The 23295-nt window shown below is 74.6% G+C and carries 22 protein-coding genes; 13 read left to right on the top strand and 9 right to left on the bottom strand.

Going from position 1 to position 23295, the window contains the following annotated elements; genetic code table 11:
• Positions 1–72 precede the first annotated feature (72 nt).
• The 6 genes from ACWF9Z_RS33235 (at position 73) to ACWF9Z_RS33210 (ending at position 4670) form a co-directional block, all read left to right on the top strand.
• Positions 73–747 carry an amino acid ABC transporter permease gene (locus ACWF9Z_RS33235; protein WP_453608684.1) on the top strand — a complete coding sequence of 225 codons (675 nt, stop codon included), beginning with the start codon at positions 73–75 and terminating at the stop codon, positions 745–747.
• Positions 744–1622 carry an amino acid ABC transporter permease gene (locus ACWF9Z_RS33230; protein WP_453608682.1) on the top strand — a complete coding sequence of 293 codons (879 nt, stop codon included), beginning with the start codon at positions 744–746 and terminating at the stop codon, positions 1620–1622. Before ACWF9Z_RS33235 ends, ACWF9Z_RS33230 begins: the two co-directional genes overlap by 4 nt.
• A gap of 304 nt (positions 1623–1926) precedes the next feature.
• Positions 1927–3534: an FAD-dependent monooxygenase gene (locus tag ACWF9Z_RS33225; protein ID WP_453608680.1), complete on the top strand. Its 1608-nt coding sequence runs from the start codon at positions 1927–1929 to the stop codon at positions 3532–3534.
• Positions 3535–3566: 32 nt separating this feature from the next.
• The gene (locus tag ACWF9Z_RS33220; protein ID WP_311318651.1) at positions 3567–3653 is read left to right on the top strand and encodes a putative leader peptide; all 87 of its coding nucleotides are present in this window, start codon (positions 3567–3569) and stop codon (positions 3651–3653) included.
• 67 nt (positions 3654–3720) lie between these two features.
• Positions 3721–4293, top strand: coding sequence for a cysteine dioxygenase (locus tag ACWF9Z_RS33215; RefSeq protein WP_453608677.1), 573 nt, complete (start codon positions 3721–3723; stop codon positions 4291–4293).
• Positions 4284–4670, top strand: a complete 387-nt coding sequence (locus ACWF9Z_RS33210) for a rhodanese-like domain-containing protein (protein ID WP_453608699.1) — start codon at positions 4284–4286, stop codon at positions 4668–4670. The genes ACWF9Z_RS33215 and ACWF9Z_RS33210 overlap by 10 nt, the downstream gene beginning before the upstream one ends.
• A gap of 166 nt (positions 4671–4836) precedes the next feature.
• On the opposite strand, the gene ACWF9Z_RS33205 is transcribed toward ACWF9Z_RS33210, so the two are convergent.
• From ACWF9Z_RS33205 to recA, 3 genes are all read right to left on the bottom strand, one after another.
• Positions 4837–7434 (bottom strand): FtsX-like permease family protein, encoded by a 2598-nt coding sequence (locus ACWF9Z_RS33205; RefSeq protein WP_453608675.1) that lies wholly within the window; start codon positions 7432–7434, stop codon positions 4837–4839.
• Positions 7435–7522: 88 nt separating this feature from the next.
• Positions 7523–8170, bottom strand: coding sequence for a recombination regulator RecX (gene recX, locus ACWF9Z_RS33200; protein ID WP_453608672.1), 648 nt, complete (start codon positions 8168–8170; stop codon positions 7523–7525).
• A 3-nt stretch (positions 8171–8173) separates the two neighbouring features.
• Positions 8174–9286 (bottom strand): recombinase RecA, encoded by a 1113-nt coding sequence (gene recA, locus ACWF9Z_RS33195; RefSeq protein WP_453608669.1) that lies wholly within the window; start codon positions 9284–9286, stop codon positions 8174–8176.
• A gap of 184 nt (positions 9287–9470) precedes the next feature.
• On the opposite strand from recA, the gene ACWF9Z_RS33190 reads away from it, so the two are divergent.
• On the top strand, positions 9471–10037 hold the full coding sequence (locus tag ACWF9Z_RS33190; protein ID WP_453608666.1) for a 2'-5' RNA ligase family protein: 567 nt from the start codon (positions 9471–9473) through the stop codon (positions 10035–10037).
• Positions 10038–10084: 47 nt separating this feature from the next.
• On the top strand, positions 10085–10843 hold the full coding sequence (locus ACWF9Z_RS33185) for a Clp protease N-terminal domain-containing protein (protein WP_453608663.1): 759 nt from the start codon (positions 10085–10087) through the stop codon (positions 10841–10843).
• On the opposite strand, the gene ACWF9Z_RS33180 is transcribed toward ACWF9Z_RS33185, so the two are convergent.
• Positions 10797–12050: an AI-2E family transporter gene (locus tag ACWF9Z_RS33180; protein ID WP_453608661.1), complete on the bottom strand. Its 1254-nt coding sequence runs from the start codon at positions 12048–12050 to the stop codon at positions 10797–10799. The genes ACWF9Z_RS33185 and ACWF9Z_RS33180 overlap by 47 nt on opposite strands.
• A gap of 50 nt (positions 12051–12100) precedes the next feature.
• Positions 12101–12295 (bottom strand): DUF3046 domain-containing protein, encoded by a 195-nt coding sequence (locus ACWF9Z_RS33175; protein ID WP_214955542.1) that lies wholly within the window; start codon positions 12293–12295, stop codon positions 12101–12103.
• Between the two features lie 81 nt (positions 12296–12376).
• On the opposite strand from ACWF9Z_RS33175, the gene ACWF9Z_RS33170 reads away from it, so the two are divergent.
• Positions 12377–13384 (top strand): hypothetical protein, encoded by a 1008-nt coding sequence (locus ACWF9Z_RS33170; protein WP_453608659.1) that lies wholly within the window; start codon positions 12377–12379, stop codon positions 13382–13384.
• Here the strand turns inward: ACWF9Z_RS33170 and ACWF9Z_RS33165 are convergent.
• Positions 13353–13661, bottom strand: coding sequence for an AzlD domain-containing protein (locus ACWF9Z_RS33165; RefSeq protein WP_453608658.1), 309 nt, complete (start codon positions 13659–13661; stop codon positions 13353–13355). The genes ACWF9Z_RS33170 and ACWF9Z_RS33165 overlap by 32 nt on opposite strands.
• Positions 13658–14434, bottom strand: a complete 777-nt coding sequence (locus ACWF9Z_RS33160; protein ID WP_453608655.1) for an AzlC family ABC transporter permease — start codon at positions 14432–14434, stop codon at positions 13658–13660. Before ACWF9Z_RS33160 ends, ACWF9Z_RS33165 begins: the two co-directional genes overlap by 4 nt.
• Before the next feature lie 67 nt (positions 14435–14501).
• Between ACWF9Z_RS33160 and ACWF9Z_RS33155 the strand changes: the two genes are divergently transcribed.
• Positions 14502–15305: a nucleotidyltransferase domain-containing protein gene (locus ACWF9Z_RS33155; RefSeq protein ID WP_453608652.1), complete on the top strand. Its 804-nt coding sequence runs from the start codon at positions 14502–14504 to the stop codon at positions 15303–15305.
• Between the two features lie 18 nt (positions 15306–15323).
• On the opposite strand, the gene ACWF9Z_RS33150 is transcribed toward ACWF9Z_RS33155, so the two are convergent.
• Entirely contained in the window at positions 15324–16181 is an 858-nt protein-coding gene (locus ACWF9Z_RS33150) for an AraC family transcriptional regulator (RefSeq protein WP_453608651.1), read from the bottom strand.
• A gap of 80 nt (positions 16182–16261) precedes the next feature.
• On the opposite strand from ACWF9Z_RS33150, the gene ACWF9Z_RS33145 reads away from it, so the two are divergent.
• The 3 genes from ACWF9Z_RS33145 (at position 16262) to ACWF9Z_RS33135 (ending at position 22747) form a co-directional block, all read left to right on the top strand.
• Complete coding sequence (locus ACWF9Z_RS33145; protein WP_453608648.1) at positions 16262–20854, top strand: ATP-dependent helicase; 4593 nt, start codon at positions 16262–16264, stop codon at positions 20852–20854.
• Positions 20855–21049: 195 nt separating this feature from the next.
• Positions 21050–21943 carry a DNA-formamidopyrimidine glycosylase family protein gene (locus ACWF9Z_RS33140; protein WP_453608646.1) on the top strand — a complete coding sequence of 298 codons (894 nt, stop codon included), beginning with the start codon at positions 21050–21052 and terminating at the stop codon, positions 21941–21943.
• A gap of 36 nt (positions 21944–21979) precedes the next feature.
• Positions 21980–22747 (top strand): SDR family NAD(P)-dependent oxidoreductase, encoded by a 768-nt coding sequence (locus ACWF9Z_RS33135; protein WP_453608644.1) that lies wholly within the window; start codon positions 21980–21982, stop codon positions 22745–22747.
• 95 nt (positions 22748–22842) lie between these two features.
• On the opposite strand, the gene ACWF9Z_RS33130 is transcribed toward ACWF9Z_RS33135, so the two are convergent.
• Positions 22843–23124, bottom strand: coding sequence for a hypothetical protein (locus ACWF9Z_RS33130; RefSeq protein WP_453608641.1), 282 nt, complete (start codon positions 23122–23124; stop codon positions 22843–22845).
• Between the last annotated feature and the right edge of the window lie 171 nt (positions 23125–23295).

Below are 23295 nucleotides of genomic sequence, written 5' to 3'. Positions count from 1 at the left end.
CCGCCCGCCTGTCACGGGCGGCGGCGGGCCCCACCGGCCAACCTGGCCATCCTGGGGAGAGCGCAGGCCATCGTGTTCGATTTTCTTGATTCCGGGCAGTACGACGTGCTCGGAGCCTTCTGGGTGACGGTTCAGCTCACCCTCTACTCGGCTGTCGGGGCCCTGATCTGGGGCACCGTCCTGGCCGGGATGCGGGTCAGTCCCGTCCCGCTGATGCGGGGATTCGGCACCGCGTACGTCAACCTCGTGCGCAACACCCCACTGACCCTGCTGATCATCGGCTGTTCGCTGGGTCTCAACCAGACCCTCGGCGTCACGCTCGGCGGCGGCACCTTCAAAGAGATCGGCTTCCGGCTCGCGGTCCTCGGATTCGTCGCGTACACCGGCACGTTCGTGTGCGAGGCGCTGCGCTCGGGCATCAACACGGTCCCGGTCGGACAAGCGGAGGCGGCCCGCGCGCTGGGCCTGAGCTTCGTCCAGACGCTCACCCTGATCGTGCTCCCCCAGGCCTTCCGGGCGGTCATCGCGCCGCTCGCCAACGTACTGATCGCACTCACCAAGAACACCACGGTGGCTGCGGCCATCGGCGTGGCCGAAGCGGCCCTGCTGATGAAGGAAATGGTCGAGAACGAGGCCGACGCGCTCTTCGCCGTCTTCGGAGTCTTCGCCTTGGGCTTCGTCGTTCTGACCCTGCCCACCGGCCTGCTGCTGGGCTGGGTGGCCAAGCGAGTGGCGGTGAAGCGATGACTTCCGTGCTGTACGACACCCCCGGCCCCAAGGCCAAGGTCCGCAACTGGATCTACACCGTCATCTTCCTCGTGATCGCCGCGGGCGTCCTGTGGTGGATGCTGTCCGCCCTGGCGGACAAGGGCCAGCTCGAGGGCGCCAAGTGGAGCCCGTTCGTCACCGACGGCGAGGTCTGGACGACGTTCCTGATCCCCGGCCTCCTCGAGACCCTGAAGGCCGGCGCCATCTCGATGGTGATCGCCCTGCCGCTCGGCGCCCTGCTCGGCATCGGCCGCCTCTCCGACCACACGTGGATACGCGCCGCCGTGGGCACCTGGGTCGAGTTCTTCCGGGCCGTCCCGGTGCTGATGCTGATGCTCTTCGGCTCCGCCTTCTTCGTGCAGTACACGGCCGTGGGCTCCGAAATCCGGCCGCTGTACGCCGTGATCACGGGCCTGGTCCTGTACAACTCCGCAGTGATCGGCGAGATCGTGCGGGCCGGCGTGCAGTCGCTCCCGAACGGCCAGACCGACGCCGCGAAGGCGATCGGCATGCGCAAGGGCCAGGTCATGACGTACGTCCTGCTCCCGCAGGCGGTCACGGCGATGCTGCCGGCCCTGGTCAGCCAGCTCGTGGTGATCCTCAAGGACACCGCCATCGGCGGCGCGGTGCTGGGCCTGGGCGAGCTCCTGTCGATGAACCGCCAGATCGCGGCGAACTACAGCAACACCATCCCGACCCTCGTGGTCATCGCCGCGATCTACATCGTGGTCAACTTCGGCCTCACCACCTTCGCCTCCTGGCTGGAGGGCCGTCTGCGCAAGTCGACGCGGACCACCGACGCGACCGTCCCGATCACCCTCGACGCGGGCTCGAACTCGGGCGGCGGCATCTGACCGGACCCCCGGCGGAATATCGGACACACGCTCGAACCGGCCTCCGGCATCCGGGCTGACAGACGGTCAGTACACTGACGGGACACGAGTGGTGCGGCGGAACTCATCCGCCCCGCCCCCCCCCCCCCGCCGGCCCCCGCCCGGCCGGGGTGCGCGGTCACGCGCGGCGGGGGCCCGCGGGCGGCCCGCCGCCCCCCCCCCCCCCCACCACTCGGCCTTGTCCGGACCGGCGTCACTTGACGCAGGCACCTCCAGTGGGTTGCATACGTTCTGTGATCACATACCGGACACCGGGAGCCACATCATGGACCCGGTGATCGTCGTCGGCGCGGGGCCCGTCGGGCTGTCCCTGTCCCTCGCCCTGGCCGGCCAGGGCGTGCCCTGCGTCGTGCTCGACGAGGGACCCGGCAAGGAGGAACCCCGTCCCGCCCGCACCGTCGCCCTGCACGCCGACGCCGCCGCCATGGTGCACCGGCTGGGCTGTACGACCCTGCGCGACGAGGGCGCGTACTTCACCGCCTGGCGCACGATGCGCCGCGGCCGCGACTCCCAGCGGATCACCTTCGAGGACGGCCCGGCGCCGATCCACCTGCCCCAGCACGCCCTGACCCGCGGGCTGCGCGACGCCGTCGCCGCGCACCCCCTGGTCCAGCTGGTCACCGAGAGCAAACTCGACTCCCTGGAGCAGGACGACCACGGGGTCACGGCCCACACCCGGGGGGCCGAAACCACGTGGTGGCGCGGGAGTTATCTGGTCGGCTGCGACGGAGCCCGCTCCACCGTGCGCAAGCTGCTCGGCATCCGCTTCCCCGGCCGCACCGCCGTCGAGCGCCACGCGGTCGCCGCCCTGCGCACCGAACTGCCCTGGCCGGGCGAGGCGTTGCTGCACCGCGGCCAGGCGAAGGGGGTCGACGAGGTGACCGCCCGGCCGCTGGCCGACGGGGTGTACCGGCTGGACTGGCTGCTCCCCGCGCGCGGGGACCTCGTGACCCCCGACGCCCTCGTGATCCTCATCCGCGACAGCCTCGCGCTGTGGTGCGGGGGCACGACTCCCCCGTACGACCTCCTCGACACCGGGGTCCACACCCTGCACCACCGGCTGGCCCGGCGCTGGCGCGACGGCCGGGCCTTCCTCGCCGGGGACGCCGCGCACCTGCTCGGCGCGCTCGGCACCCAGGGCGTCGAGGAAGGGCTCCGGGACGCCGAGAACCTCGCCTGGAAGCTGGCCCTGGCCTGGCACCAGGGAGCCTCCGAAGAGCTCCTCGACAGTTACGAGGACGAGCGCCGCAGGGCCATCGCCGCCCGGCTGCGCGTCGCCGACCAGGCCCTGCCCGCGCTGCGCGCAGGGGGCGGCTTGCGCACCTACCTCCCCGGAGCCTCGCGTTCCGCCGAATCCCTGCTGACCGACGGCCACTTGGGGCGCGGTCCGCTGGGCGCGGAGCCGGTGTACGCCCCGCCCGTGGCCGTACGCCAGGTACCGACCGCCACCGAGCCGGGCGGGCCCGTCGAGAACATCCCGGTCACCGCGCCCGACGGCTCCACGGTTCCGCTGCGCGACCAGCTGGGCCGGGGCAGGCTCCTGGTCGTCCTGGTCGCCCCCGGCACGGGTGTCTGGGACCGGCGCCACTGGGTGGGCGCCGGCCTGATGCCCCGCCTCGCGGCGGCGGTCGGCGCGCTCCCGATGCGGGCCGACCTGCTGGTCGCGGACGCGTACCCGGGGGCCGCGGCCCACACCGTGCTCCTGATCCGGCCCGACGGGCATCTGGCGGCGACCTTCGCCGGCGTCCGCCCGGCCGAGCTGTACGAGGCCGCGGACGCGGTCCGGCACGGACCGCCGACGCCCTCCGCCCCGGCCTCCTCCCCTTCTCCCGCCCCTGCCGTCGCGCCCGTCGTCACACCGATGATCGATTGACCCTCCGGCCGACTCGTGCTTCACTCACGGACATGACCGGCAACGACGTACGCCTGTGGCGGAGGGTCCATATGGACCTGCTCCGCTACGCGGGCTGCGTGTGTCGCCCTTCCTGCTGATTCGCCTTCCTCCGCGCGCCTGCCCCGTGCCGCGCGCTTTCGCGAACCCCCAGGACGGTCCCCCTCCATGCCTGTACGTACCCCCGCGCCCTCGCACGCCCCGGCTCCCGCCTCGATTCCCGCGCCGCCGGCGGGCCCTGCGCCCGCCGCCGTCTCGGCGGCGGAGCTGCTCGCCTTCACGAACCGCGTCGCCTCCGACTCCGAGCTGATCGCCTCCCTCCCCCTCGACGCCGAGGGCCGGACGTGGATCCGGCTCGACGGGCCGGGCGGCAGCGAGGCCTGGCTGATCGGCTGGCCGCCGGGCACCGGCACCGGCTGGCACGACCACGCCGAGTCCCGGGGCGCGTTCACCACCGCCCGCGGCCGCCTCACCGAGAACTCCCTGGCCGTCCGCCTCCCCTCGGAGGGCTGGCAGTCCCTCTCCCTGGCCCCCGGCGTGGACCGCACGCGCGGCCTGGAGGCGGGCACCGGGCGTGCCTTCGGGGAGCACCACGTGCACGAGGTGCTGAACGAGTCCGGGACCGAGCACGCGATCTCCGTCCACGCGTACGACCCGCCGCTCCCGTCGATCCGCCGCTACAGCCGCACCGGCCCGGTGCTCACGCTGGAGCAGGTCGAGCATCCGGCGGACTGGCAGTGAGCGGCATCGACGCCCTCGTGGACCGGCTGCGCACGACGTACACCCGCGTGGACCCGGCCGAGGCCCACGCGGCGTTCCTCGGCGGGGCCCTGCTGGTGGACATCCGCTACCAGGCCCTGCGCGAACGCGACGGCCTGATCCCGGGTGCGCTGGTGATCGAGCGCAACGAACTGGAATGGCGGCTGGACCCGGAGGGCTCCCACCGCCTGCCCGAGGCCACGGACCACGACGTCCGGATCGTCGTCGTCTGCAACGAGGGCTACGCCTCCACCCTCGCGGCGGCCTCGCTCCACTCGCTGGCCCTGCCCAACGCCACGGATCTCGTGGGCGGGTTCCAGGCGTGGCGGTCGGCGGGGCTCCCGGTCGTTCCTTCATGAAGCGGCCCCTGGCGGGGCCGTATCGCGGCCCCGCCAGGGACCCCTCCCAGCGGTAGCTGGGAGGGGAGGGCCCGGGCGGAACACGGGCAACGGTGGAAGGGGCGGGGCGGGGAAGCGGTTTCGCCGAGATCGGCGGCCGCCCCCGCGCAACGGTGGCCCGCTAGGCCTAGGCCTTGGCCGCGGCCGCGGACACCGCCGGGACCCGGAGGGTCAGCCGGCCCGCCACCCCCGTCGCGCACAGCGCCAGCAGACCGGCCCCGGCGACGATCACGCCGTACACCAGCGGAAGCACCACCGGCGCGGCCACCCCCGTCATGCCCACGCTGAACGCGGTGAGGACCGCCAGTGCGATGCCCGACCCCAGCACGGCCCCCATCAGCAGCACCGCCAGCGCCTCGACCCGCACCATCGCCCGGACCTGCCGCCGCGTGGCCCCCGTCAGCCGCAGCATCGAGAACTCCCGCAGCCGTTCGGCCGTGGACATCGCCAGCGTGTTCACCACCGCGATCGCGGTGAAGGCCAGGACGAGGCCCATCGCCAGCAGGTTGATCTCCGCCCCGGCGGCCTGGCGCTGCGCCCGCGCCCCGTCCGCGTCGGCCGCCGAGAGGACGGCCACGCCCGGGTAGTCCCGTACGGCACCGGCCAGCTGTTCCCTAGCGGTTGCGGGGGCCACGGCGACCAGGACACTGCTCGCCAGCGGGTTGTCGGCGTGTGCGGCCACCAGGTCGTGCGGCAGCGTCAGGTCGCCGAAGCCCAGCCCCCGCGCGTACACCGCCGACACCGTCAGGGTGACCGGCGTCCCGTCGCCCAGGGTCAGCGTCAGCGGGCCGCCCGGCTTCAGCCCCAGCTGGTCGGCGGCCAGTTCGCTCACTGCCGCGCTCCCTTCCCCGAAGCCCGCCAGGCTCCCGCCCGTCACTCCGGGGTTCCAGGTCCGCTCCAGTCCGGCCGGACTCACGCCCTGCGCCGCGTACTTGGTCAGCCCCACCCGTACCGACGTGTGCACGATCTCGGTGGCCGCCTCGACCCCGGGGGTCCGGCGGATCCGCTCGACGGCGCCTCCGGGCACCCCGGGCCCCCGTCCTTCGAGCACCCACTCGGCCCGCACCCCTTCGCGGGCCTGCGTCCGGGCCGCGTCACCGAGGGTCGGGGTGACGAAGAGCACGGTGCTCGCCATTCCGACGAGCAGCGTGAGCGGGGTGACGGCGGAGGCCATGCGGGTGGCGTTGCCGCGCAGGTTCGCGGTGGCCAGGTGACCGCCGGCGCCCGCCAGCCGCAGCGGTCCGGCGAGCACCGCGGTCGCGCCCCGGACGATGAGGGGGCCCAGGAGCGAGACCGCTCCGGCGAGCACCACGACGGCGAGGAAGGTGACCGGTGTCGACGCGGGCTCGGTGCGCAGCGTGCTCAGTACGGCGACCAGCACGACCCCGGCGGCCAGCAGCAGCGCCCCGACGGCGATCCGCGCCCACGCGGGCCGGCTCCGCTCGACGGCGGACTCGGCGAGCGCCTCGGCGGGACGGATGCGGGCGACGCGCCGGGCGGTGATCCGGGCCGCCGCCCAGGCTCCGAGCAGGCTCGCGCCGAGGGCGGCGACCATCGGGAAGATCCCGGCGGTGCGCTCCAGGGTGACGGGAACGACCCCGCTGCCGACGAACCGGCCGTGCAGCCAGGCGGCGAGCGGCAGTCCGGCGAGGGCTCCGGTGACTCCGGCGGCCAGGCCGACGAGCAGGGCCTCGCGGCCGATCATGCGGCGCAGCTGGCGGGGCGTGGCGGCGATGGCGCGGAGCAGGGCGAGCTCGCGGTGGCGCTGCTGGACGGAGAGGGCGAAGGTGCCGACGACCACGAGGATCGCCACGAGGAGCGAGGTGCCGCCCATGGCGCCGCCCATGGAGACCAGCTTGACGCGGGCTCCGGCGGCGTCGAGGAATTCCACGGGGCCGCGGCCGTCGCCGGAGGCCACCTGAGCGGTGGTGCTGTGGAGCGCCGTGCGGATGCGGTCGGCGAGTCCGGCGGCGTCCACTCCGGGTGCGGGGAGCACCCCGATGGCGCTGACCCGGCCGTCGCGGGCGGCGAGCCGCTGGGCTTCGGCGTCGCTGAAGAACAGCGCGCTCTGCTGCGCCAGGCCCCCGCCGGCCCCGGTCGCGGCTCCGGTCCCGTCGCCCGTGGCCGCGATCCCGCTGACCTCGTACGTCTTGGGGTCGCCGGTGGACTGCACGGTGAGCTCGGAGCCGGGCTTCAGGCCCGCACGGGCGGCGAGTGCCCGGTCGACGACGAGCTCGCCGCCGTCCCGGGGCGCGCGGCCCTCGGTGAGCGTGAAGGGGGTGAGCGCGGCGGAGCTCCAGGCGTGCCCGTACGAGGGCTTCGCGCCGCCCTCGTCCTGGACGCCCAGGGCGCCTTGCACGAGGGGCACGGCCTGGAAGGTGAGCTCGGGGACGGCCCGCTGGACGCCGGGCACCGCGCGGACGGTGTCGACGGTGGCGGCCGGCAGCCAGGCCCGTTCGGCGACGGGCTTGGCCTTGTGCTTCGTCTTGCTCTTCTGCGGATCACCCTTCTTCGCCTTGACCGTCGTCGCGTGGACGTTCTGGTCGGCGGAGACGACCACCGGGGTGCCCGCGTAGCGTTCGGTGGCGATCGTGCCGCGGAGTCCCGTTTCCAGGAGGGTGCCGCAGGCGGTGATGAGGGCCGCCGCGCACCACAGGGCGACGAAGGCTCCGAGGAAACCGGCTTTGCGGTCCCTGACGGTCTGGAGTGCGTAGCGCAGCATCATGGCGGCAACTCTGCCGCCGGGGAGCCCTCTTGGCAGTGGAGCACCCCGGCATCTGCGTCCGGGGGCTACCCCCACCCCGGGAGCGGTTTCAGCCCCCGGGGTACCCCAGGTCGTCGGTGTCCTCGCCCTCCGCCTCCAGCGCGCGGCGGACCACCTGCAGGGCCATGCCCTGCGGGTATCCCTTGCGGGCGAGCATCCCGGCGAGGCGCCGGATCCGCTTGTCGCGCTCCAGGCCCCGGGTGGTGCGGAGCTTGCGCTCCACGAGCTCGCGGGCGGTCTCCTCCTCCTGGTCGGAGTCCAGCTGTTCCAGGGCGTCCTGCACGAGGGTGGCCTCCACGCCCTTGGTGCGGAGCTCCTGCGCGAGCGCCCGGCGGGCCAGGCCCCTGCCGCGGTGCCGGGCCTCGACCCAGGCCTCGGCGAACGCGGCGTCGTCGATCAGGCCCACCTCCTCGAACCGGGAGAGGACCTGCTCCGCCACCTCCTCGGGGATGTCCCGCTTGGCGAGGGCGTCCGCGAGCTGCCGCCGGGTCCGCGGCATCCCGGTCAGCAGGCGCAGGCAGATCGCCCGCGCCTGCTCCTCGGGAGTCTGGGGCGGCAGCTCGGGGAGGTCTTCCCGGCCCTCCGCGCGACGGCCGCCCCGGCCGCCTTCGCGGCGGCCCCGGCGGCCTCCGTCGCGACCGCCCTCGCGGTGGTCCTCACCGCCGTCCGCGCCGCCGCCCCTTTCCTGCTCCCACACGGGTCAGCTCTTGGCGACGGCGGACTTGGCCGCGATCTTGGCCTTCGACGCGGGAACGGCCACGGCCGGCGTCTCGGCGGACGCGTCCGCGCCGGCCTCGGTCGCGGCGGCGGCGTCCTTGCGGACACCCACGCCCAGCTTCTCCTTGATCTTCCGCTCGATCTCGTCGGAGAGGGCCGGGTTGTCGCAGAGGAACTTCCGCGCGTTCTCCTTGCCCTGGCCGAGCTGGTCGCCCTCGTACGTGTACCAGGCGCCGGCCTTGCGGACGAAGCCGTGCTCCACGCCCATGTCGATCAGGCCGCCCTCGCGGCTGATGCCGTGGCCGTAGAGGATGTCGAACTCGGCCTGCTTGAAGGGCGGCGCGACCTTGTTCTTGACGACCTTGACGCGGGTGCGGTTGCCGACCGCGTCCGTGCCGTCCTTGAGGGTCTCGATGCGCCGGATGTCGAGGCGCACGGAGGCGTAGAACTTCAGCGCGCGGCCACCGGTGGTGGTCTCGGGCGAGCCGAACATCACACCGATCTTCTCGCGGAGCTGGTTGATGAAGATCGCGGTGGTCTTGGACTGGTTGAGCGCACCGGTGATCTTCCGGAGGGCCTGGCTCATCAGACGGGCCTGGAGACCCACGTGCGAGTCGCCCATCTCGCCCTCGATCTCCGCGCGCGGCACGAGCGCCGCGACGGAGTCGATGACGATCAGGTCGAGCGCGCCGGAGCGGACCAGCATGTCGACGATCTCGAGCGCCTGCTCGCCCGTGTCCGGCTGGGACAGGATGAGGTTGTCGGTGTCGACACCGAGGGCCTTGGCGTACTCGGGGTCGAGCGCGTGCTCGGCGTCCACGAAGGCAACGGTGCCGCCGGCCTTCTGCGCGTTGGCGACGGCGTGGAGGGTCAGGGTCGTCTTACCGGAGGATTCCGGTCCGTACACCTCGACCACGCGGCCGCGGGGCAGCCCGCCGACGCCGAGCGCGATGTCCAGCGCGGTGGAGCCGGTGGGGATGACGTCGATGGGGTCGTTCGGCTTGTCGCCGAGCCGCATCACGGCGCCCTTGCCGAATTGCCGTTCAATCTGTGCGAGAGCGGCGTCGAGAGCCTTCTCACGGTCGTTGCCTGCCATGGGTTCCACCCGATTTGCTTGAGTCGATCGCTTCACGCCATTGACGCTAACGCCTGCCACTGACAACGCGGTCCCCCGCCCGGTTTGGCTGTGGATAACCAATAAGAATGCGTGTTCGATTTCCCTGTCAAGCGCGCCACGCCGGACCCGTCCGCCCCACCGGCGGCTGACAGGATCCCGTGCCATGACAGACGACACCTCCAGCATGTTCCCGGTCGGCCGGACGGCCCTCATCGCCCTGGTGCCCGAGGCCGATCCCCTGGTCGGCGACTGGCGGGGCCGGCTCGACCCCGCGGCCCGGGCCGGCGTCCCGGCGCACGTGAGCGTGCTCTACCCGTTCCTCGACGAGAGCCGGATCGACGCCTCCGTCCACGCCGGGCTCGCCGGGATCCTGCACCCCCACCCCGCCTTCGACCTGCGCTTCGAGCGCACCGGCCGCTTCCCGGGGTGCCTGTACCTCGCCCCCGAACCGGCCGGCCCGCTGCGCCGCCTGACCTCGGAGGTCGCCGGACGCTGGCCGGAGGCCCCGCCCTACGGAGGGCGGTACCCCGACACGGTCCCGCACCTCACCGTGGCCCAGGGCGCACGGACGGCGGACCTGGACGCGGCCGAGGCCGACCTCGCCGGCCGGCTCCCCCTCACCTCCCGCGTCTCCTCGGTGAAGCTGGTGGCCTACGACGGCATGGCCTGGCGCGAGCGCGCGTCGTTCGCGCTGCGGGGGAACCGGGCGGGCGCCGCCCCGGCCGAGTGACAACCCAGGGTTGACACCCTTCGGACTGTCAACCTAGGGTTGCACCTATGACGAACCCTTCGGTGGAACCCGTTCGCATGACCAATCCGGTACGCCTCGACGACCTCATCGAGGCCATCAAGAAGGTCCACCCCGACACCCTGGAGCAGCTCAGCGGCGCGGTCGTCGCCGCCGAGGCGCTCGGGGACGTCGCGGACCACCTCATCGGCCACTTCGTCGACCAGGCCCGCCGCTCCGGCGCCTCCTGGACGGACATCGGCCGCAGCATGGGCGTCACCCGCCAGGCCGCCCAGAAGCGCTTCGTCCCCAAGGCCGACAAGGCCGGGGAAGGCGCCGACGTCGATGCCGCCCAGGGCTTCGGCCGCTTCACGCCCCGCGCCCGCAACGTCGTCGTGAACGCCCAGAACGAGGCCCGCGCGGCCGGCAACGCCGAGATCGGCGCCGCCCACCTGGTCCTCGGACTGCTCGCCGATCCCGAGGCCCTCGCCGTGCTCGCCCTGCGGGCGCAGGGCGTCGACCCGCAGGACCTGCGCGCCGCCGCGACCGCCGTGCTGCCCGCGTCCGTCGCCGAGCTCCCCGCGCTCGTCCCCTTCGACGCCACCGCCAAGAAGGCGCTGGAACTCACCTTCCGCGAGGCCCTCCGCCTGGGCCACAGCTACGTCGGCACCGAGCACATCCTCCTCGCCCTCCTGGAACTCGAGGACGGCGAGGGCCTGCTCTCCTCCCTCGGCATCGACAAGGCCGCCACCGAGGCGACCGTCACCGAAGCCCTGGAATCCGTACTCGGCGGCGCTGCGAAGGAGTAGTGCTCCGCCCGGAGGCGTCGCCCTCCCCCGCCACCGCGTACCGCTTCACGTACGCGCCGAGGAACGCCTGCAACGTGGCGACGGCCGGGATCGCGATGAGCGCCCCGACCGCGCCCAGCAGGGCGGTGCCGGCGATGACCGATCCGAAGGCCACCGCCGGGTGGATGTCGACGGTCTTGGCGGTCAGCTTCGGCTGGAGCACGTAGTTCTCGAACTGCTGGTACACGACCACGAATCCGAGCACGTACAGCGCGTACCAGGGGCTGACCGTGAAGGCGAGCAGGATCGGCAGCGCGCCCGCCAGGTAGGTGCCGATGGTGGGGATGAACTGCGACACCAGCCCCACCCACACCGCGAGCGCGGGCGCGTACGGCACGTCGAGCACCGCGAAGCAGACGTAGTGCGCGGCCCCGGAGACCAGCGCCATCAGTCCGCGCGAGTAGAGGTAGCCGCCCGTCTTGGTGACGGCGATCTCCCAGGCCCGCAGCACCTCCGCCTGCTTCGCGGGCGGCAGTACGGAGCACAGGGCGCGCCGCAGCCGCGGTCCGTCGGCGGCGAAGTAGAACGAGAACAGCCCGATCGTCAGCAGCTTGAAGAGCCCGCCGAGCACGGTGGCGGACACGTCGAGCACGCCGCTGGCACTGTTCTGCACGTACTTCTGCAGCCAGTCCGAGTGCAGCAGGCTGTCCTGGATGTCCAGCCGGGACAGGTCCGTGTGGAAGGCGTCGTTGATCGAACCGATCACCGAGTCGAGATAGCCCGGGAAGCCCTCCACCAGATCGACGATCTGCGAGGCGAGGATCGATCCGAGCAGGACGACGAATCCGGCGGACGCGACGAACACCCCGAGGAACACCAGGAAGGCGGCGAGCCCGCGGCGCACCCCGCGGGCCGCCATCCTGGCCACGGCCGGTTCGATCGCGAGCGCCAGGAAGAACGCGATCAGGATGTTGATCAGCAGCCCGATCAGCTGGTGGAAGGCCCAGCTGCCGAGCTGGAAGCAGGCGACGAGCGCCAGGACGAGGACCACCGCGCGCGGCAGCCAGCGCGGCATCCGGGCCCCGTCCGCGCCCGGCGCGGGCGGGGAGACGGGGGGAGGAGGCACGGGAGCGGGCGCGTCGGGCGGTGCGCCACCGGCATCGCGGTCGCCGGGGACCGGTCCGGCCCTCTCGGGCTGGGGGGTCGTCGTCTCATCAGTGGCTGCCACGCCGCCAAGTCTGGCCCACCCGGACCCCGTAGGGACAACCCCCGGGTCCGTCAGCGCAAGGAGGCCGGCACGTCCACGGCCGAACACACCGCGCGCCACACGTCCTTGGCCTCCCAGCCCGCGTCCAGCGCCTCGTGGACCGTGCGGCCCCCGAGCTCCGTCATGACGTGGTCCCGCGCGAAGGAGTCCGCGTAGCCCGCGCCGAAGTGCTCGGCCATCCGCTCCCAGAAAATCGTCAACCGCATGCCCCCAGTATCGCGCCCCGGAGAGTGCACCGGCCGCGTTCGGACCCCTTCGGCACACGACGGGCCCCTACGGTTTCTCGCATGCCTGGAGACGAAGCTTCCACGCCGGCGCCGACGGCCCCCACGGCCCCGGCGACGACCGCCACGGCGGCCGCTGCGGGTCCGGCGGACCCGCTGGCCCGCGCCGAGCAGTTCATCTGGCTCACCGCCCGGGTCCTGGAGCAGCGGCGGTTCGCGTTCCACTTCCTCGGCGGGGACGCCGACCCGGTGGACGCCGCCCTCGGCGCCTACCTGGGCGGCGACGGCGGGTACGGCCACGCCCTCGACCCGGACGTGCGCGGCCCCCTGAGCCATCCGCTGCACACCGCCCACGCCCTGCGCGTCCTGGACGGCCTCGGCCGCTGCTCCGGCCAGCGCATCGAGCGGCTCTGCGGCCACCTGACCCGGGTCTCCACCCCGGAGGGGGCGCTCGGGGTGCTCTCCCCGGGCTCCGGCGGCTATCCGGCGGCCCCCTACCACCCGCCGCACGACGACCCTCCGGGCGATCTGCTGACCACGGGACCCGTCGTGGGCCTCCTGCACCGCAACCGGATCTGGCACGCGTGGCTGTTCCGGGCGACGGACTTCTGCTGGGACCAGGTGGAGAACCTGCGCCACGCGCACCCCTACGAGCTCCAGAGCGCGGTGGCCTTCCTGGACGGAGCCCCCGACCGGGCACGGGCCGCGGTGGCCGCGGACCGGCTGGGCCGCCTCGCGCGCGAGCGGCGGCTCGTCGTCCTGGACCCCGCGCAGGAGGACGCGTACCCCCCGGCCCCCGGCTACGCCCCGGGCGAGCGCCTGCATCCGTACGACCTCGCCCGCCGCCCCGAGTCGCTGGCCCGCGGCTGGTTCACGGACGCGGAGCTGCGCCGCTCGCTGCACCACCTGGCCGGTCTGCAGCAGCCCGACGGGGGCTGGCCGGTGATCCGGGGGGCGTGGGCGCCGGGCAGTTCGCTGGAACGGCGGCCGATCGCCACCCTGGAGGCGCTGCTGACGCTGCGCGCCTACGGTTTCCTGCCTAGCCGCCCAGGGCGCGCAGTCCCGCGGTGACGAGCACGGCCGCGCCGACCACCACGAGGAAAGGGGCCCGCAGCAGCAGGGCGATCCCGGCGGCCGCGAGCCCGGCGGCGCGGGCGTCGAGCACGAGCTCGTGCCCGGTGGCGAAGGTCTGCTGCGCGGTGAGCGCGGCGAGCAGCGCGACCGGCAGGAGCGCGGCGAGCTTGCGCACGGCCGGCCGCTCCAGGGCCCCGGCGGGGACGAGCAGTCCGGCGAGCTTGACGGCGTAGCAGCCGACGACGGTCAGGGCGATGGCGATCCAGACGTTCACGAGCGGCGGCCCTTCAGCCAGAGGATCACGGGGGCGGCCAGCGCCGCGACGAGCACGGGCACCCCGGCGGGCAGCACGGGGAGCAGGCCCAGCCCGAGGACGACCGCCAGTGCGGCGACGGCCCGCTCGGCGGAGGTCTTCAGCATGGGCGCGAGCAGCGCGAGGAAGACGGCGGGTCCGGCGGCGTCCAGCCCCCAGGCCCTGGTGTCCCCGATGGCTTCGGCGCCGAGCGCGCCCAGCAGCGTGGTGAGGTTCCACAGGACGTAGAGGCTCAGCCCGGTGACCGTGAAGCCGAGGCGGGCCGACGTGCGGCCGGGCTGGGCGAGGGCCACGGCGGTGGTCTCGTCGATCACCCAGTGCGCGGCGAAGGGCCGCACGCCCCTGGGGAGCGCGAGCAGCTGGGACAGCCGCAGCCCGTAGAACGCGTTGCGGGTCCCGAGGAAGAAGGCCCCCGCGGCGGCGGTGAACGGGTTCCCGCCCGCCGCCAGCGCTCCGACCAGCGCGAACTGCGAAGCCCCGGTGAACACCAGCAGGCTCAGCACGCACGCCTGGAGGGTGCTGACGCCCGATCCGGCGGCGGTCACCCCGAAGGCGAACCCGGACAGCCCGACCGCGACCCCGACGCCGAGCGCGTCCCGTACGACGGCGGCGCGCGGCTTGATCACCGCGGCTCCGGCCACGGCTCCAGCCCCTGCTCCGGCCCCGGGCCCGGCTTCGGCCCCGTCGGGGACCTCCCGGCCGGGTACGCGGTCCGGTACTTCTCGTATGGCCATCCGATGTTCTCCCACGCCCCGAACCTACGGACGGACCGCGGTCCGGGTCTTGTACGTTCTTGCACCAATGGATGAAGTGATCAAGGAAATGGCGGCCGGGCTGGCCGGGGTGCCCGGCGTTCACGGAGTGATGCTCGGCGGCAGCCGGGCCCGCGGCGAGCACCGGCCGGAATCGGACTGGGACCTCGGCGTCTACTACCGCCGTGACGCGCTCGACCTCGACGCCCTGCGCGCGCTGGCCGGACCGGACGTGGAGGTGGCCGGTCCGGGCGGCTGGGGCCCCTGGGTCGACGGCGGCGCGTGGCTGCAGGTCGACGGGGTGGCGGTGGACTGGATCCTGCGTGATCTGGACCGGGTCGGGCGGGTGTGGGAGGACTGCCTCGAGGGCCGCTACGAGGTGGGCGTGCAGCCGGGGCATCCGCTCGGCTTCTGGTCGCCCTGCTACCCGGGCGAGGTGGCCCTGGGCCAGGTCCTCGCCGACCCCTCCGGCGAGTTGACCGCCCTGCGCACCCGGACCGCGGTGTATCCGGAGCCGCTGGGCACGGCCCTGATCGCGGGGGCCTGGGAGGCGGAGTTCCTCGTCGCGGGCGCCGCGAAGGGTGCGGCCCGGGCGGACGGGCTGTACGTCTCGCTGTGCCTGTCCCGGGCGGTCGGAGTCCTCGTCCAGGCCCTGTTCGCCGCGGACCGGCGCTGGTGCCTCAACGAGAAGGGGGCGCTGGCCACCGCCGGACTCCTGCCGGGCGCGCCGGCCGGCTTCGGCGACCGCGTCCGGGCCCTGCTGGGCGCGCAGGGCACCACGGCCGCGGCCCTGACGGCGACGGTGGCCGCGGCGCGCGCCCTGGTCGAGGAGACCCGCGCGGCCCTGGCCTGAGGGCTGTCCCGCCCTCCCTCAGCCGGCCTCACCGGCCGCCCGTTCCCGCCGGTAGGCACCCGGTGGCACGCCCACGATCCGGGTGAAGTGCCGGTTGAGGTGGGGCTGGTCGGTGAAGCCGACGGTGACGGCCGCCTCCGCCGGCGGGATCCCTGCGTCGAGCAGCAGGCGCGCCCGCCGGACCCGGGCATCGGTCAGCCAGGTGTGCGGCGGCATGCCGTACCGGTCCCGGAAGGCCCGCAGCAGGGCGAACGGGCTCGTGCCCAGCTCCGCCGCGAGCCGCTCCAGCGACGGCGGCTCACCCATCCGGTCCTCCAGCACGGCGCGGGCCCGCTCCGCGTCGGCGGCGCCCGCGCGGCGGACCGTGCGGAAGGGCAGCGGCCCGCCGTGCCGCGTCAGCATCCGGGCCACCACCCCGCGCAGCAGCGTGTCGGCGGCCAGCGCGTTGCCGGCCTCCGCCGCCCGGTGGACCTCGGTGATGGCACGCGCGCCCTGCGGATCGGCGACCATGTCGGCGGTGAAGCCGGGAGTCCCGTGCGGGGTGCCGATCTCGGCGGCGACCTCGGTGATCAGGGCCCGGGAGGGGTAGAGGGTGGCGTAGGCCCAGCCCTCGGGGACCCCGGCGCGCGCGGTGTGGGCCACCTCGGGGTTGATCAGGACCACGCTGCCGGGCCCGGCGCGTACCGTTCCGCCGGGCAGGCCGATCTCCTCGACGCCGCCGGTGACGGCCGCGATGACGTACCCGTCGTGGGCGTGGCGCGGGAAGGTGTGGCGCACGTAGTGGGCGCGCAGGAGGTCCAGGCCGGGCAGCTCCGCGTACTGCCAGTGCCGCGCCCACTCCCGGCGGCCCTCGTCCGCTCCGCTCCCCGTGCCCATCCCCTCATTCTGCGCCCCTCCGGGCTCCGGCGTTTGCGCAGGTCCGGCCGGTTGTCAGTGGGCGGGTGCACGATGGGGGCATGTCCGGTACCGCGCTCGACTCGTTCTCCCCCGCGACCCGTTCCTGGTTCACGGGGGCCTTCGTCGCGCCCACCTCCGCCCAGGAGGGCGCCTGGCGGGCGATCGGGCAGGGTTCGGACGTGCTGGTGGTGGCCCCCACCGGCTCCGGCAAGACCCTGGCCGCCTTCCTGGCCGCCCTCGACCAGCTCGCGTCCGTCCCGCCGCCCGCCGAGCCGAAGAAGCGCTGCCGGGTGCTGTACGTATCGCCCCTGAAGGCCCTGGCGGTGGACGTGGAGCGCAATCTCCGCAGCCCGCTGACCGGGATCCGGCAGGAGTCCGCCCGCCTGGGGCTGCCCGAGCCGGAGATCCGGGTCGGGATCCGCTCCGGGGACACCCCGCCCGCCGAGCGCCGGGCCCTGTCGACCCGGCCGCCGGACATCCTGATCACCACGCCCGAGTCGCTGTTCCTGATGCTGACCTCGGCGGCCCGCGAGGCCCTGGCCGGGGTCGAGACGGTGATCCTGGACGAGGTGCACGCGGTCGCCGGGACCAAGCGCGGCGCCCACCTCGCCCTGTCGCTGGAGCGGCTGGACGAACTGCTGGCGCGTCCGGCCCGCCGGATCGGGCTGTCGGCGACGGTCCGGCCGGTGGAGGAGGTGGCCCGCTACCTCGCGCCGCGCGGGAAGGTGGAGATCGTCCAGCCGCCGTCGGCCAAGGAGTTCGACCTCTCGGTGGTCGTCCCGGTCGAGGACATGGGCGAGTTGGGCGGCTCCCCCGCCACCGAGGGCAAGGAGGGCGGCGACAAACCGTCGATCTGGCCGCACGTGGAGGAGCGGATCGCCGATCTGGTCCAGTCCCACCGCTCCACGATCGTGTTCGCCAACTCCCGCCGCCTCGCCGAGCGCCTGTGCAACCGGCTCAACGAGATCGCGTACGAGCGCGCCACGGGCGCTCCGCTGCCCGAGGGTTCGCCCCCGGCCGAGGTCATGGCCCAGTCGGGCGCCGCGCTCGGCGCGCCGCCGCTGCTGGCCCGCGCCCACCACGGTTCGGTGTCCAAGGAGCAGCGGGCCCTCGTGGAGGAGGACTTGAAGGCCGGCCGGCTGCCCGCCGTGGTCGCCACCTCCAGCCTGGAGCTGGGCATCGACATGGGCGCGGTGGACCTCGTCATCCAGGTGGAGTCCCCGCCGTCGGTAGCCTCCGGCCTGCAGCGCGTCGGCCGGGCCGGGCACCAGGTGGGCGCGGTCTCCACCGGAGTCGTCTTCCCCAAGTACCGGGGCGACCTCGTCCAGGCCGCCGTGGTCACCGAGCGGATGCGCACCGGCTCGATCGAGTCCCTGCGGATCCCCTCCAATCCCCTGGACGTCCTCGCCCAGCAGCTCGTCGCGATGACCGCGATGGACACCTGGCAGCTGGACGACCTGCTCGCCCTGGTGCGGCGGGCGGCCCCCTTCGCGGCGCTGCCGGACTCGGCCTTCACGTCCGTGCTGGACATGCTGGCCGGCCGCTATCCCTCGGACGCGTTCGCCGAGCTCAGGCCCCGGGTCGTATGGGACCGCGTGGCCGGCACGATCACCGGCCGGCCGGGAGCCCAGCGGCTCGCGGTGACCTCGGGCGGAACCATTCCCGACCGCGGCCTCTTCGGCGTCTTCCTGGCCGGCTCGGATCCGAAGAAGGGCGGCGGCCGGGTCGGCGAACTCGACGAGGAGATGGTCTACGAGTCCCGTGTCGGCGACGTCTTCACCCTCGGCACCACCTCCTGGCGGATCGTCGACATCACCCGCGACCGGGTCCTGGTCACCCCCGCCCCCGGGGTCCCGGGCCGCCTGCCGTTCTGGAAGGGCGACCAGCTGGGCCGCCCGCTCGAACTGGGCCGCGCGGTCGGCGCGTTCCTGCGCGAGCTCGGCGCTCTCGCGCCGGACGACGCCCGGCTGCGGCTGCTGGCGGCCGGCCTGGACGCCTGGGCCGCCGAGAACGTGCTGGCGTACCTCTCCGAACAGCGCGAGGCCTGCGGCCACGTACCGGACGACCGGACCATCCTCGTCGAGCGGTTCCGCGACGAGCTCGGCGACTGGCGGGTCGTCATCCATTCCCCCTTCGGCGCCCAGGTGCACGCCCCTTGGGCGCTGGCGCTCGGCGCCCGCCTCTCCGAGCGGTACGGGATGGACGCGCAGGTGATGCACGCCGACGACGGCATCGTGCTCCGCCTCCCGGACGCCGACCTGCTGAGCATGGACCTGGACCTGCTGGACCACGACCCGGCGCAGGACCGGACCTTCGCGTTCGACGACGAGAAGGCCCCGCTCGGCGCGGCCGACGTGACCTTCGACCACGGGGACGTCCGCCAGATCGTCACCGACCAGGTCGGCGGATCCGCGCTGTTCGCCTCCCGCTTCCGCGAGTGCGCGGCACGCGCCCTGCTCCTGCCGCGCCGCGACCCCGGCAAGCGCACCCCCCTGTGGCAGCAGCGCCAGCGCGCCTCGCAACTGCTCCAGGTGGCCTCGGAGTTCGGCTCGTTCCCGATCGTGCTGGAAGCCGTGCGCGAGTGCCTGCAGGACGTGTTCGACGTACCGGGCCTGACCGAGCTGATGGGCGACATCGAGGCCCGCCGGGTGCGCCTGGTCGAGGTCACCACCGCCGAGCCCTCCCCCTTCGCCCGCTCCCTCCTCTTCGGGTACGTCGCCCAGTTCCTCTACGAGGGCGACTCCCCCCTCGCCGAGCGCAGGGCGGCCGCGCTGTCGCTGGACTCCCGGCTGCTGGCGGAACTGCTGGGCCAGGCGGAGCTCCGCGAGCTGCTGGACGCGGAGGTGCTGACGGAGCTGGAGCGCGAACTCCAGTGGCTGACGGAGGACCGGCGGGCCAAGAGCGCCGAATCGGTGGCCGACCTGCTGCGCCTGCTGGGCCCGCTGACCGGGGCGGACCTGGCGGCACGCGGCGCGGACCCGGCATGGGCACCGTCCCTTTCCGAGTCCCGCAGGGCGATCCGCGTCCGGATCGGCGGCGAGGACCACTGGGCGGCGGTCGAGGACGCCGGCCGCCTGCGGGACGCTCTGGGCACGGCCCTCCCGGTGGGCGTCCCCGAGGCGTTCACCGAGCCGGTGAAGGATCCGCTGGGCGACCTCCTCGCGCGGTACGCCCGTACCCACGGCCCGTTCACCACGGCCGACGCGGCCGCCCGCTTCGGCCTGGGCTCCGCCGTGACGGACGGCGCGCTGCACCGGCTCGCCGCGTCCGGGCGGGTGGTCCAGGGCGAGTTCCACCCGGCGGGCATCGGCCAGGAGTGGTGCGACGCCACGGTGCTGCGCCGGCTGCGGAGGCGCTCGCTGGCCGCGCTGCGCCAGGAGCTGGAGCCGGTCCCGCCGGCCTCCCTCGCCACCTTCCTCCCCCAGTGGCAGCACCTGGGCGGGGCCCTGCGCGGGATCGACGGCCTGGTCCGCGCGATCGAGCAGCTCCAGGGCGCCCCGGTCCCGGCCTCCGCCCTGGAACGCCTGATCCTCCCGTCCCGGGTCTCGGGCTACACCCCGACGCTCCTGGACGAACTCACCACCACGGGCGAGGTGGTCTGGGCGGGTGCGGGAGCCCTGCCGGGCAAGGACGGCTGGATCTCCCTCTACCTCGCCGAGGCGGCCCCGCTGCTCCTCCCCCCGGCGCACCCCCTGGAGCTCTCCCCGCTCCACGAGGCGGTCCTCAGCACGCTCTCCGGGGGCTACGGCCTGTTCTTCCGCCAGCTCGCGGAGTCGGTGCGCGACCGGGTGCCGACCGTCTCGGACGCGGACCTCTCCTCCGCCGTCTGGGACCTGGCGTGGTCGGGCCGCCTGACGAACGACACCCTCGCCCCCCTGCGCTCCCTCCTCGGCTCGGGCCGCACGGCCGGCGCCACCGCCCACCGCGCACGCCGCACGGTCCCGCGCGGCCGCTACGGCGCCCTCGCCGTCCCGGCCTCCCGTACGGGCCCGCCCACGGTGTCGGGCCGCTGGTCGCTCCTGCCGGGCCACGCCCCGGATCCGACCCACCGCGCGCACGCCCTGGCCCGTACCCTCTTGGACCGCCACGGCGTGGTCACCCGGGGCGCGGTCGCCGCGGAGGGCGTGGAGGGCGGCTTCAGCGCGGTCTACCGGATCCTGTCCGCCTTCGAGGACAGCGGCCAGGCCCGCCGGGGCTACGTGGTGGAAGGCCTGGGCGCGGCCCAGTTCGCCATGGACGGGGCCGTCGACCGCCTCCGCGCCGCCGAGCGGACCCCGCCCCCGCTGGCGGCGGTGGTCCTCGCGGCCGCCGACCCGGCGAACGCGTACGGCGCGGCCCTGAGCTGGCCGGAGCCCCCGACCGGCGCCACCCACAAGCCGGGCCGCAAGGCGGGCTCCCTGGTGGTCCTGGTCGACGGCGAACTCACCCTCTACCTGGAACGCGGCGGCAAGACGCTCCTCGCCTGGCCCCCGCCGGACGACCCCCGCCTGGCGGCGGCGCTGGAAGCCCTGACGGGCGCCTCCCGCACGGGCACCCTCCCCGCCCTCACCATGGAACGGATCAACGCCACCCCCGCCCTCACCTCCCCCTACGCCCCGCCCATCGAAGCCTCGGGTTTCCACGCCACCCCCCGCGGCCTCCGGCTGCGCTAGCTCCGCGCGGGCACTCTCCCGGCTGCGCTGGCTCCGCGCGGGCACGCCCCCGGCTGCGCTGGAGCCGCCGGCACGGCCGCCCGCGCCCGCCCGCCCGCACCCACACTCACCCGCCCGCCCGCCCGCCCGCCCGCGCACCGCACCGCACCGCACCGCACCGCACCCGCCCAACGCCCCGCGCGGGACAATGGGGCCATGCCCGAAGGTGACAGCGTCTACCGCGCCGCGGCCCGGCTCCGCGAGGCCCTCACGGGCAAGGTGATCACCCGGTCCGACCTCCGCGTCCCCCGCTTCGCCACCGCCGACCTCACCGGCCGCACCACCCTCGCGGTCGTCTCCCGGGGCAAGCACCTCCTCATCCGTCTCGGCCCGGCCGCGGATCCCGACGCCCCGGTCCGGGAAGCCGCGACCCCCCTCACCCTCCACACCCACCTCCGCATGGACGGCACCTGGCGGGTCTTCCCGACGGCCGGTCCCACCGCCCCGGCCGTCACCGCCGCCGGCGGCCCCACCGCCCGCCGCCGCGCGGCCAACGGCACCCCCGGCCCGGCCGGCCCCGCCCACGAGATCCGCGTCATCCTCGCCAACGCCGAACACACCGCCATCGGCTACCGCCTCCCCGTGGTCGAGCTGCTGCGCACCTGCGACGAGGACCGCGCCGTCGGCCACCTCGGCCCCGACCTCCTGGGGCCCGACTGGGACGAGGCGGCCGCCGCCGCGAACCTCCTGGCCGCCCCGGAGCGCCCCCTCGGCGAGGCCCTGCTCGACCAGCGCAACCTGGCCGGCATCGGCAACATCTTCAAGTGCGAGCTCTGCTTCCTCGCCCGCCTCACCCCCTGGACCCCCGTCGGCGCCATCCCGCCGGCCACGCTCCCCCGCATCGCCGCCGCCGCGCACCGGCTCCTCGAAGCCAACAAGGACCGCGGCCGCCGCAACACCACCGGCCCGCGCCACCCGGGCCAGGACCTCTTCGTCTACGGCCGCCGCCACCGCCCCTGCCTGCTCTGCGGCACCCCGCTCCGCGAGGCCCCGCAGGACGACCGCCCCACCTACTGGTGCCCCCGCTGCCAGTCCGGCCCCACACCGTAGTTGACGCTCCGTCAGATCTGGTCGTACCGTCCCCGCATGCCCACACCCACTGCGTACGACCTCACCGGCCGCACCGCGCTGATCACCGGCGCCGCCAGCGGCATAGGCCGCGCCACCGCCGTGCTCCTCGCCGGGGCGGGAGCGGTCGTGCACTGCGCGGACCGCGACGCCCAGGGCCTCGAGGAGACCGCCGAGCTGATCGCGAAGGCCGGCGGACAGGCCACGGCCCACCCCCTCGACGTGACCGACCGCGCCGCGCTCAAGGACGCCATCGCCCAGGCCGGCCCCCTCGACATCACCGCCGCGATCGCCGGGATCATGCACACCAGCAGCGTCCTGGACACGACCGACGAGGACCTCGACCGAGTCCTGGACATCAACTTCAAGGGAGTCCTGCGGACGTGCCAGGAGGCAGCCCGCTCCATGATCGCGGCGGGCCGCCCGGGCTCGATCGTCACGATGGCCTCCGGCGCCGTGGACGCCGCCCAGCCGGGCCTGCTCTGCTACAGCGCCGCCAAGGCCGCCGTCGTCCAGCTGACCAAGACCCTCGCCACCGAGGCCGGCCCGCACGGCATCCGCGTCAACGCGGTCGCGCCCGGCTGGATCCGCACCCCGATGACCGGACGGCACAGCCCCGAGGTCCAGGAGCAGACCGAGGCGATGATGACGCGGATGTCCCCGCTGCGCCGGGTCGGCGAGCCCGAGGACATCGCCCAGGCCGTGCTCTACCTCGCTTCGGACGCCTCGTCCTTCATGACGGGCCAGATCCTTCGCCCGAACGGTGGGGTCTCGATGCCCTGGTAGCCGCCTCCCCGTCCCGGGCCGCCGTCCCCGCGGCGGCGCCCGGCCTCCCGGCCGCGGACCCCCACCGGACTCCCACCCGACTCCCCGCAGACCCGCTACCCGCCCGGCTCCTCGCCGGCGGTGCTCCACCGTTCCACCGCCGTACGCACGTCCGCGCCGCCGCGGACGCGATCGGCCGCCCTACGGCGTCTGCTCCTGGGCCCCGGTACACAGTGCACGGGCAGCAGCCCGAGCCCCCACCCCCCGACGGCGACCGCGCCCTCCACGGGCCCGGCCTCGGCCGGCGCCAGCGTCAGCCGCAGCACGGCCCACCACCAGACGGCGCCCACGGCCAGCGCGAAGGCCAGGCCCGCAGGTATACGCAGCACACGCCGCACGGCCACCTCCCAGGGGCCGGGGACCGGGACAGGCCCCATCCTCCCGCACCCCCTGCGAACACGCACCCAGAAAGCCGGGAGCCCCGGGCCGGGCACCAGACGCCGCGCCGGGCGCCGGCCCCACGCATTGACCCCCGCCAGCCCCCGCCACCCACTAGCTCGAGCACGCGG

It is taken from the genome of Streptomyces sp. NPDC054961, from assembly GCF_053609145.1.
The sequence above is the reverse complement of the archived record's forward strand: the minus strand, read 5'-3'. Positions and strand labels throughout refer to the sequence as shown.

What these genes read in the sequence shown, in the direction of transcription:
- ACWF9Z_RS33190 (WP_453608666.1), top strand. Translation starts at nt 9,471, where the DNA reads ATGACAGACGACACCTCCAGCATGTTCCCGGTCGGCCGGACGGCCCTC.
- ACWF9Z_RS33205 (WP_453608675.1), bottom strand. Translation starts at nt 7,434, where the DNA reads ATGATGCTGCGCTACGCACTCCAGACCGTCAGGGACCGCAAAGCCGGT.
- ACWF9Z_RS33215 (WP_453608677.1), top strand. Translation starts at nt 3,721, where the DNA reads ATGCCTGTACGTACCCCCGCGCCCTCGCACGCCCCGGCTCCCGCCTCG.
- ACWF9Z_RS33170 (WP_453608659.1), top strand. Translation starts at nt 12,377, where the DNA reads ATGCCTGGAGACGAAGCTTCCACGCCGGCGCCGACGGCCCCCACGGCC.
- ACWF9Z_RS33135 (WP_453608644.1), top strand. Translation starts at nt 21,980, where the DNA reads ATGCCCACACCCACTGCGTACGACCTCACCGGCCGCACCGCGCTGATC.
- ACWF9Z_RS33175 (WP_214955542.1), bottom strand. Translation starts at nt 12,295, where the DNA reads ATGCGGTTGACGATTTTCTGGGAGCGGATGGCCGAGCACTTCGGCGCG.
- ACWF9Z_RS33145 (WP_453608648.1), top strand. Translation starts at nt 16,262, where the DNA reads ATGTCCGGTACCGCGCTCGACTCGTTCTCCCCCGCGACCCGTTCCTGG.
- ACWF9Z_RS33140 (WP_453608646.1), top strand. Translation starts at nt 21,050, where the DNA reads ATGCCCGAAGGTGACAGCGTCTACCGCGCCGCGGCCCGGCTCCGCGAG.
- ACWF9Z_RS33160 (WP_453608655.1), bottom strand. Translation starts at nt 14,434, where the DNA reads ATGGCCATACGAGAAGTACCGGACCGCGTACCCGGCCGGGAGGTCCCC.
- ACWF9Z_RS33150 (WP_453608651.1), bottom strand. Translation starts at nt 16,181, where the DNA reads ATGGGCACGGGGAGCGGAGCGGACGAGGGCCGCCGGGAGTGGGCGCGG.
- ACWF9Z_RS33155 (WP_453608652.1), top strand. Translation starts at nt 14,502, where the DNA reads ATGGATGAAGTGATCAAGGAAATGGCGGCCGGGCTGGCCGGGGTGCCC.
- ACWF9Z_RS33230 (WP_453608682.1), top strand. Translation starts at nt 744, where the DNA reads ATGACTTCCGTGCTGTACGACACCCCCGGCCCCAAGGCCAAGGTCCGC.
- recA (WP_453608669.1), bottom strand. Translation starts at nt 9,286, where the DNA reads ATGGCAGGCAACGACCGTGAGAAGGCTCTCGACGCCGCTCTCGCACAG.
- ACWF9Z_RS33185 (WP_453608663.1), top strand. Translation starts at nt 10,085, where the DNA reads ATGACGAACCCTTCGGTGGAACCCGTTCGCATGACCAATCCGGTACGC.
- ACWF9Z_RS33220 (WP_311318651.1), top strand. Translation starts at nt 3,567, where the DNA reads ATGACCGGCAACGACGTACGCCTGTGGCGGAGGGTCCATATGGACCTG.
- ACWF9Z_RS33225 (WP_453608680.1), top strand. Translation starts at nt 1,927, where the DNA reads ATGGACCCGGTGATCGTCGTCGGCGCGGGGCCCGTCGGGCTGTCCCTG.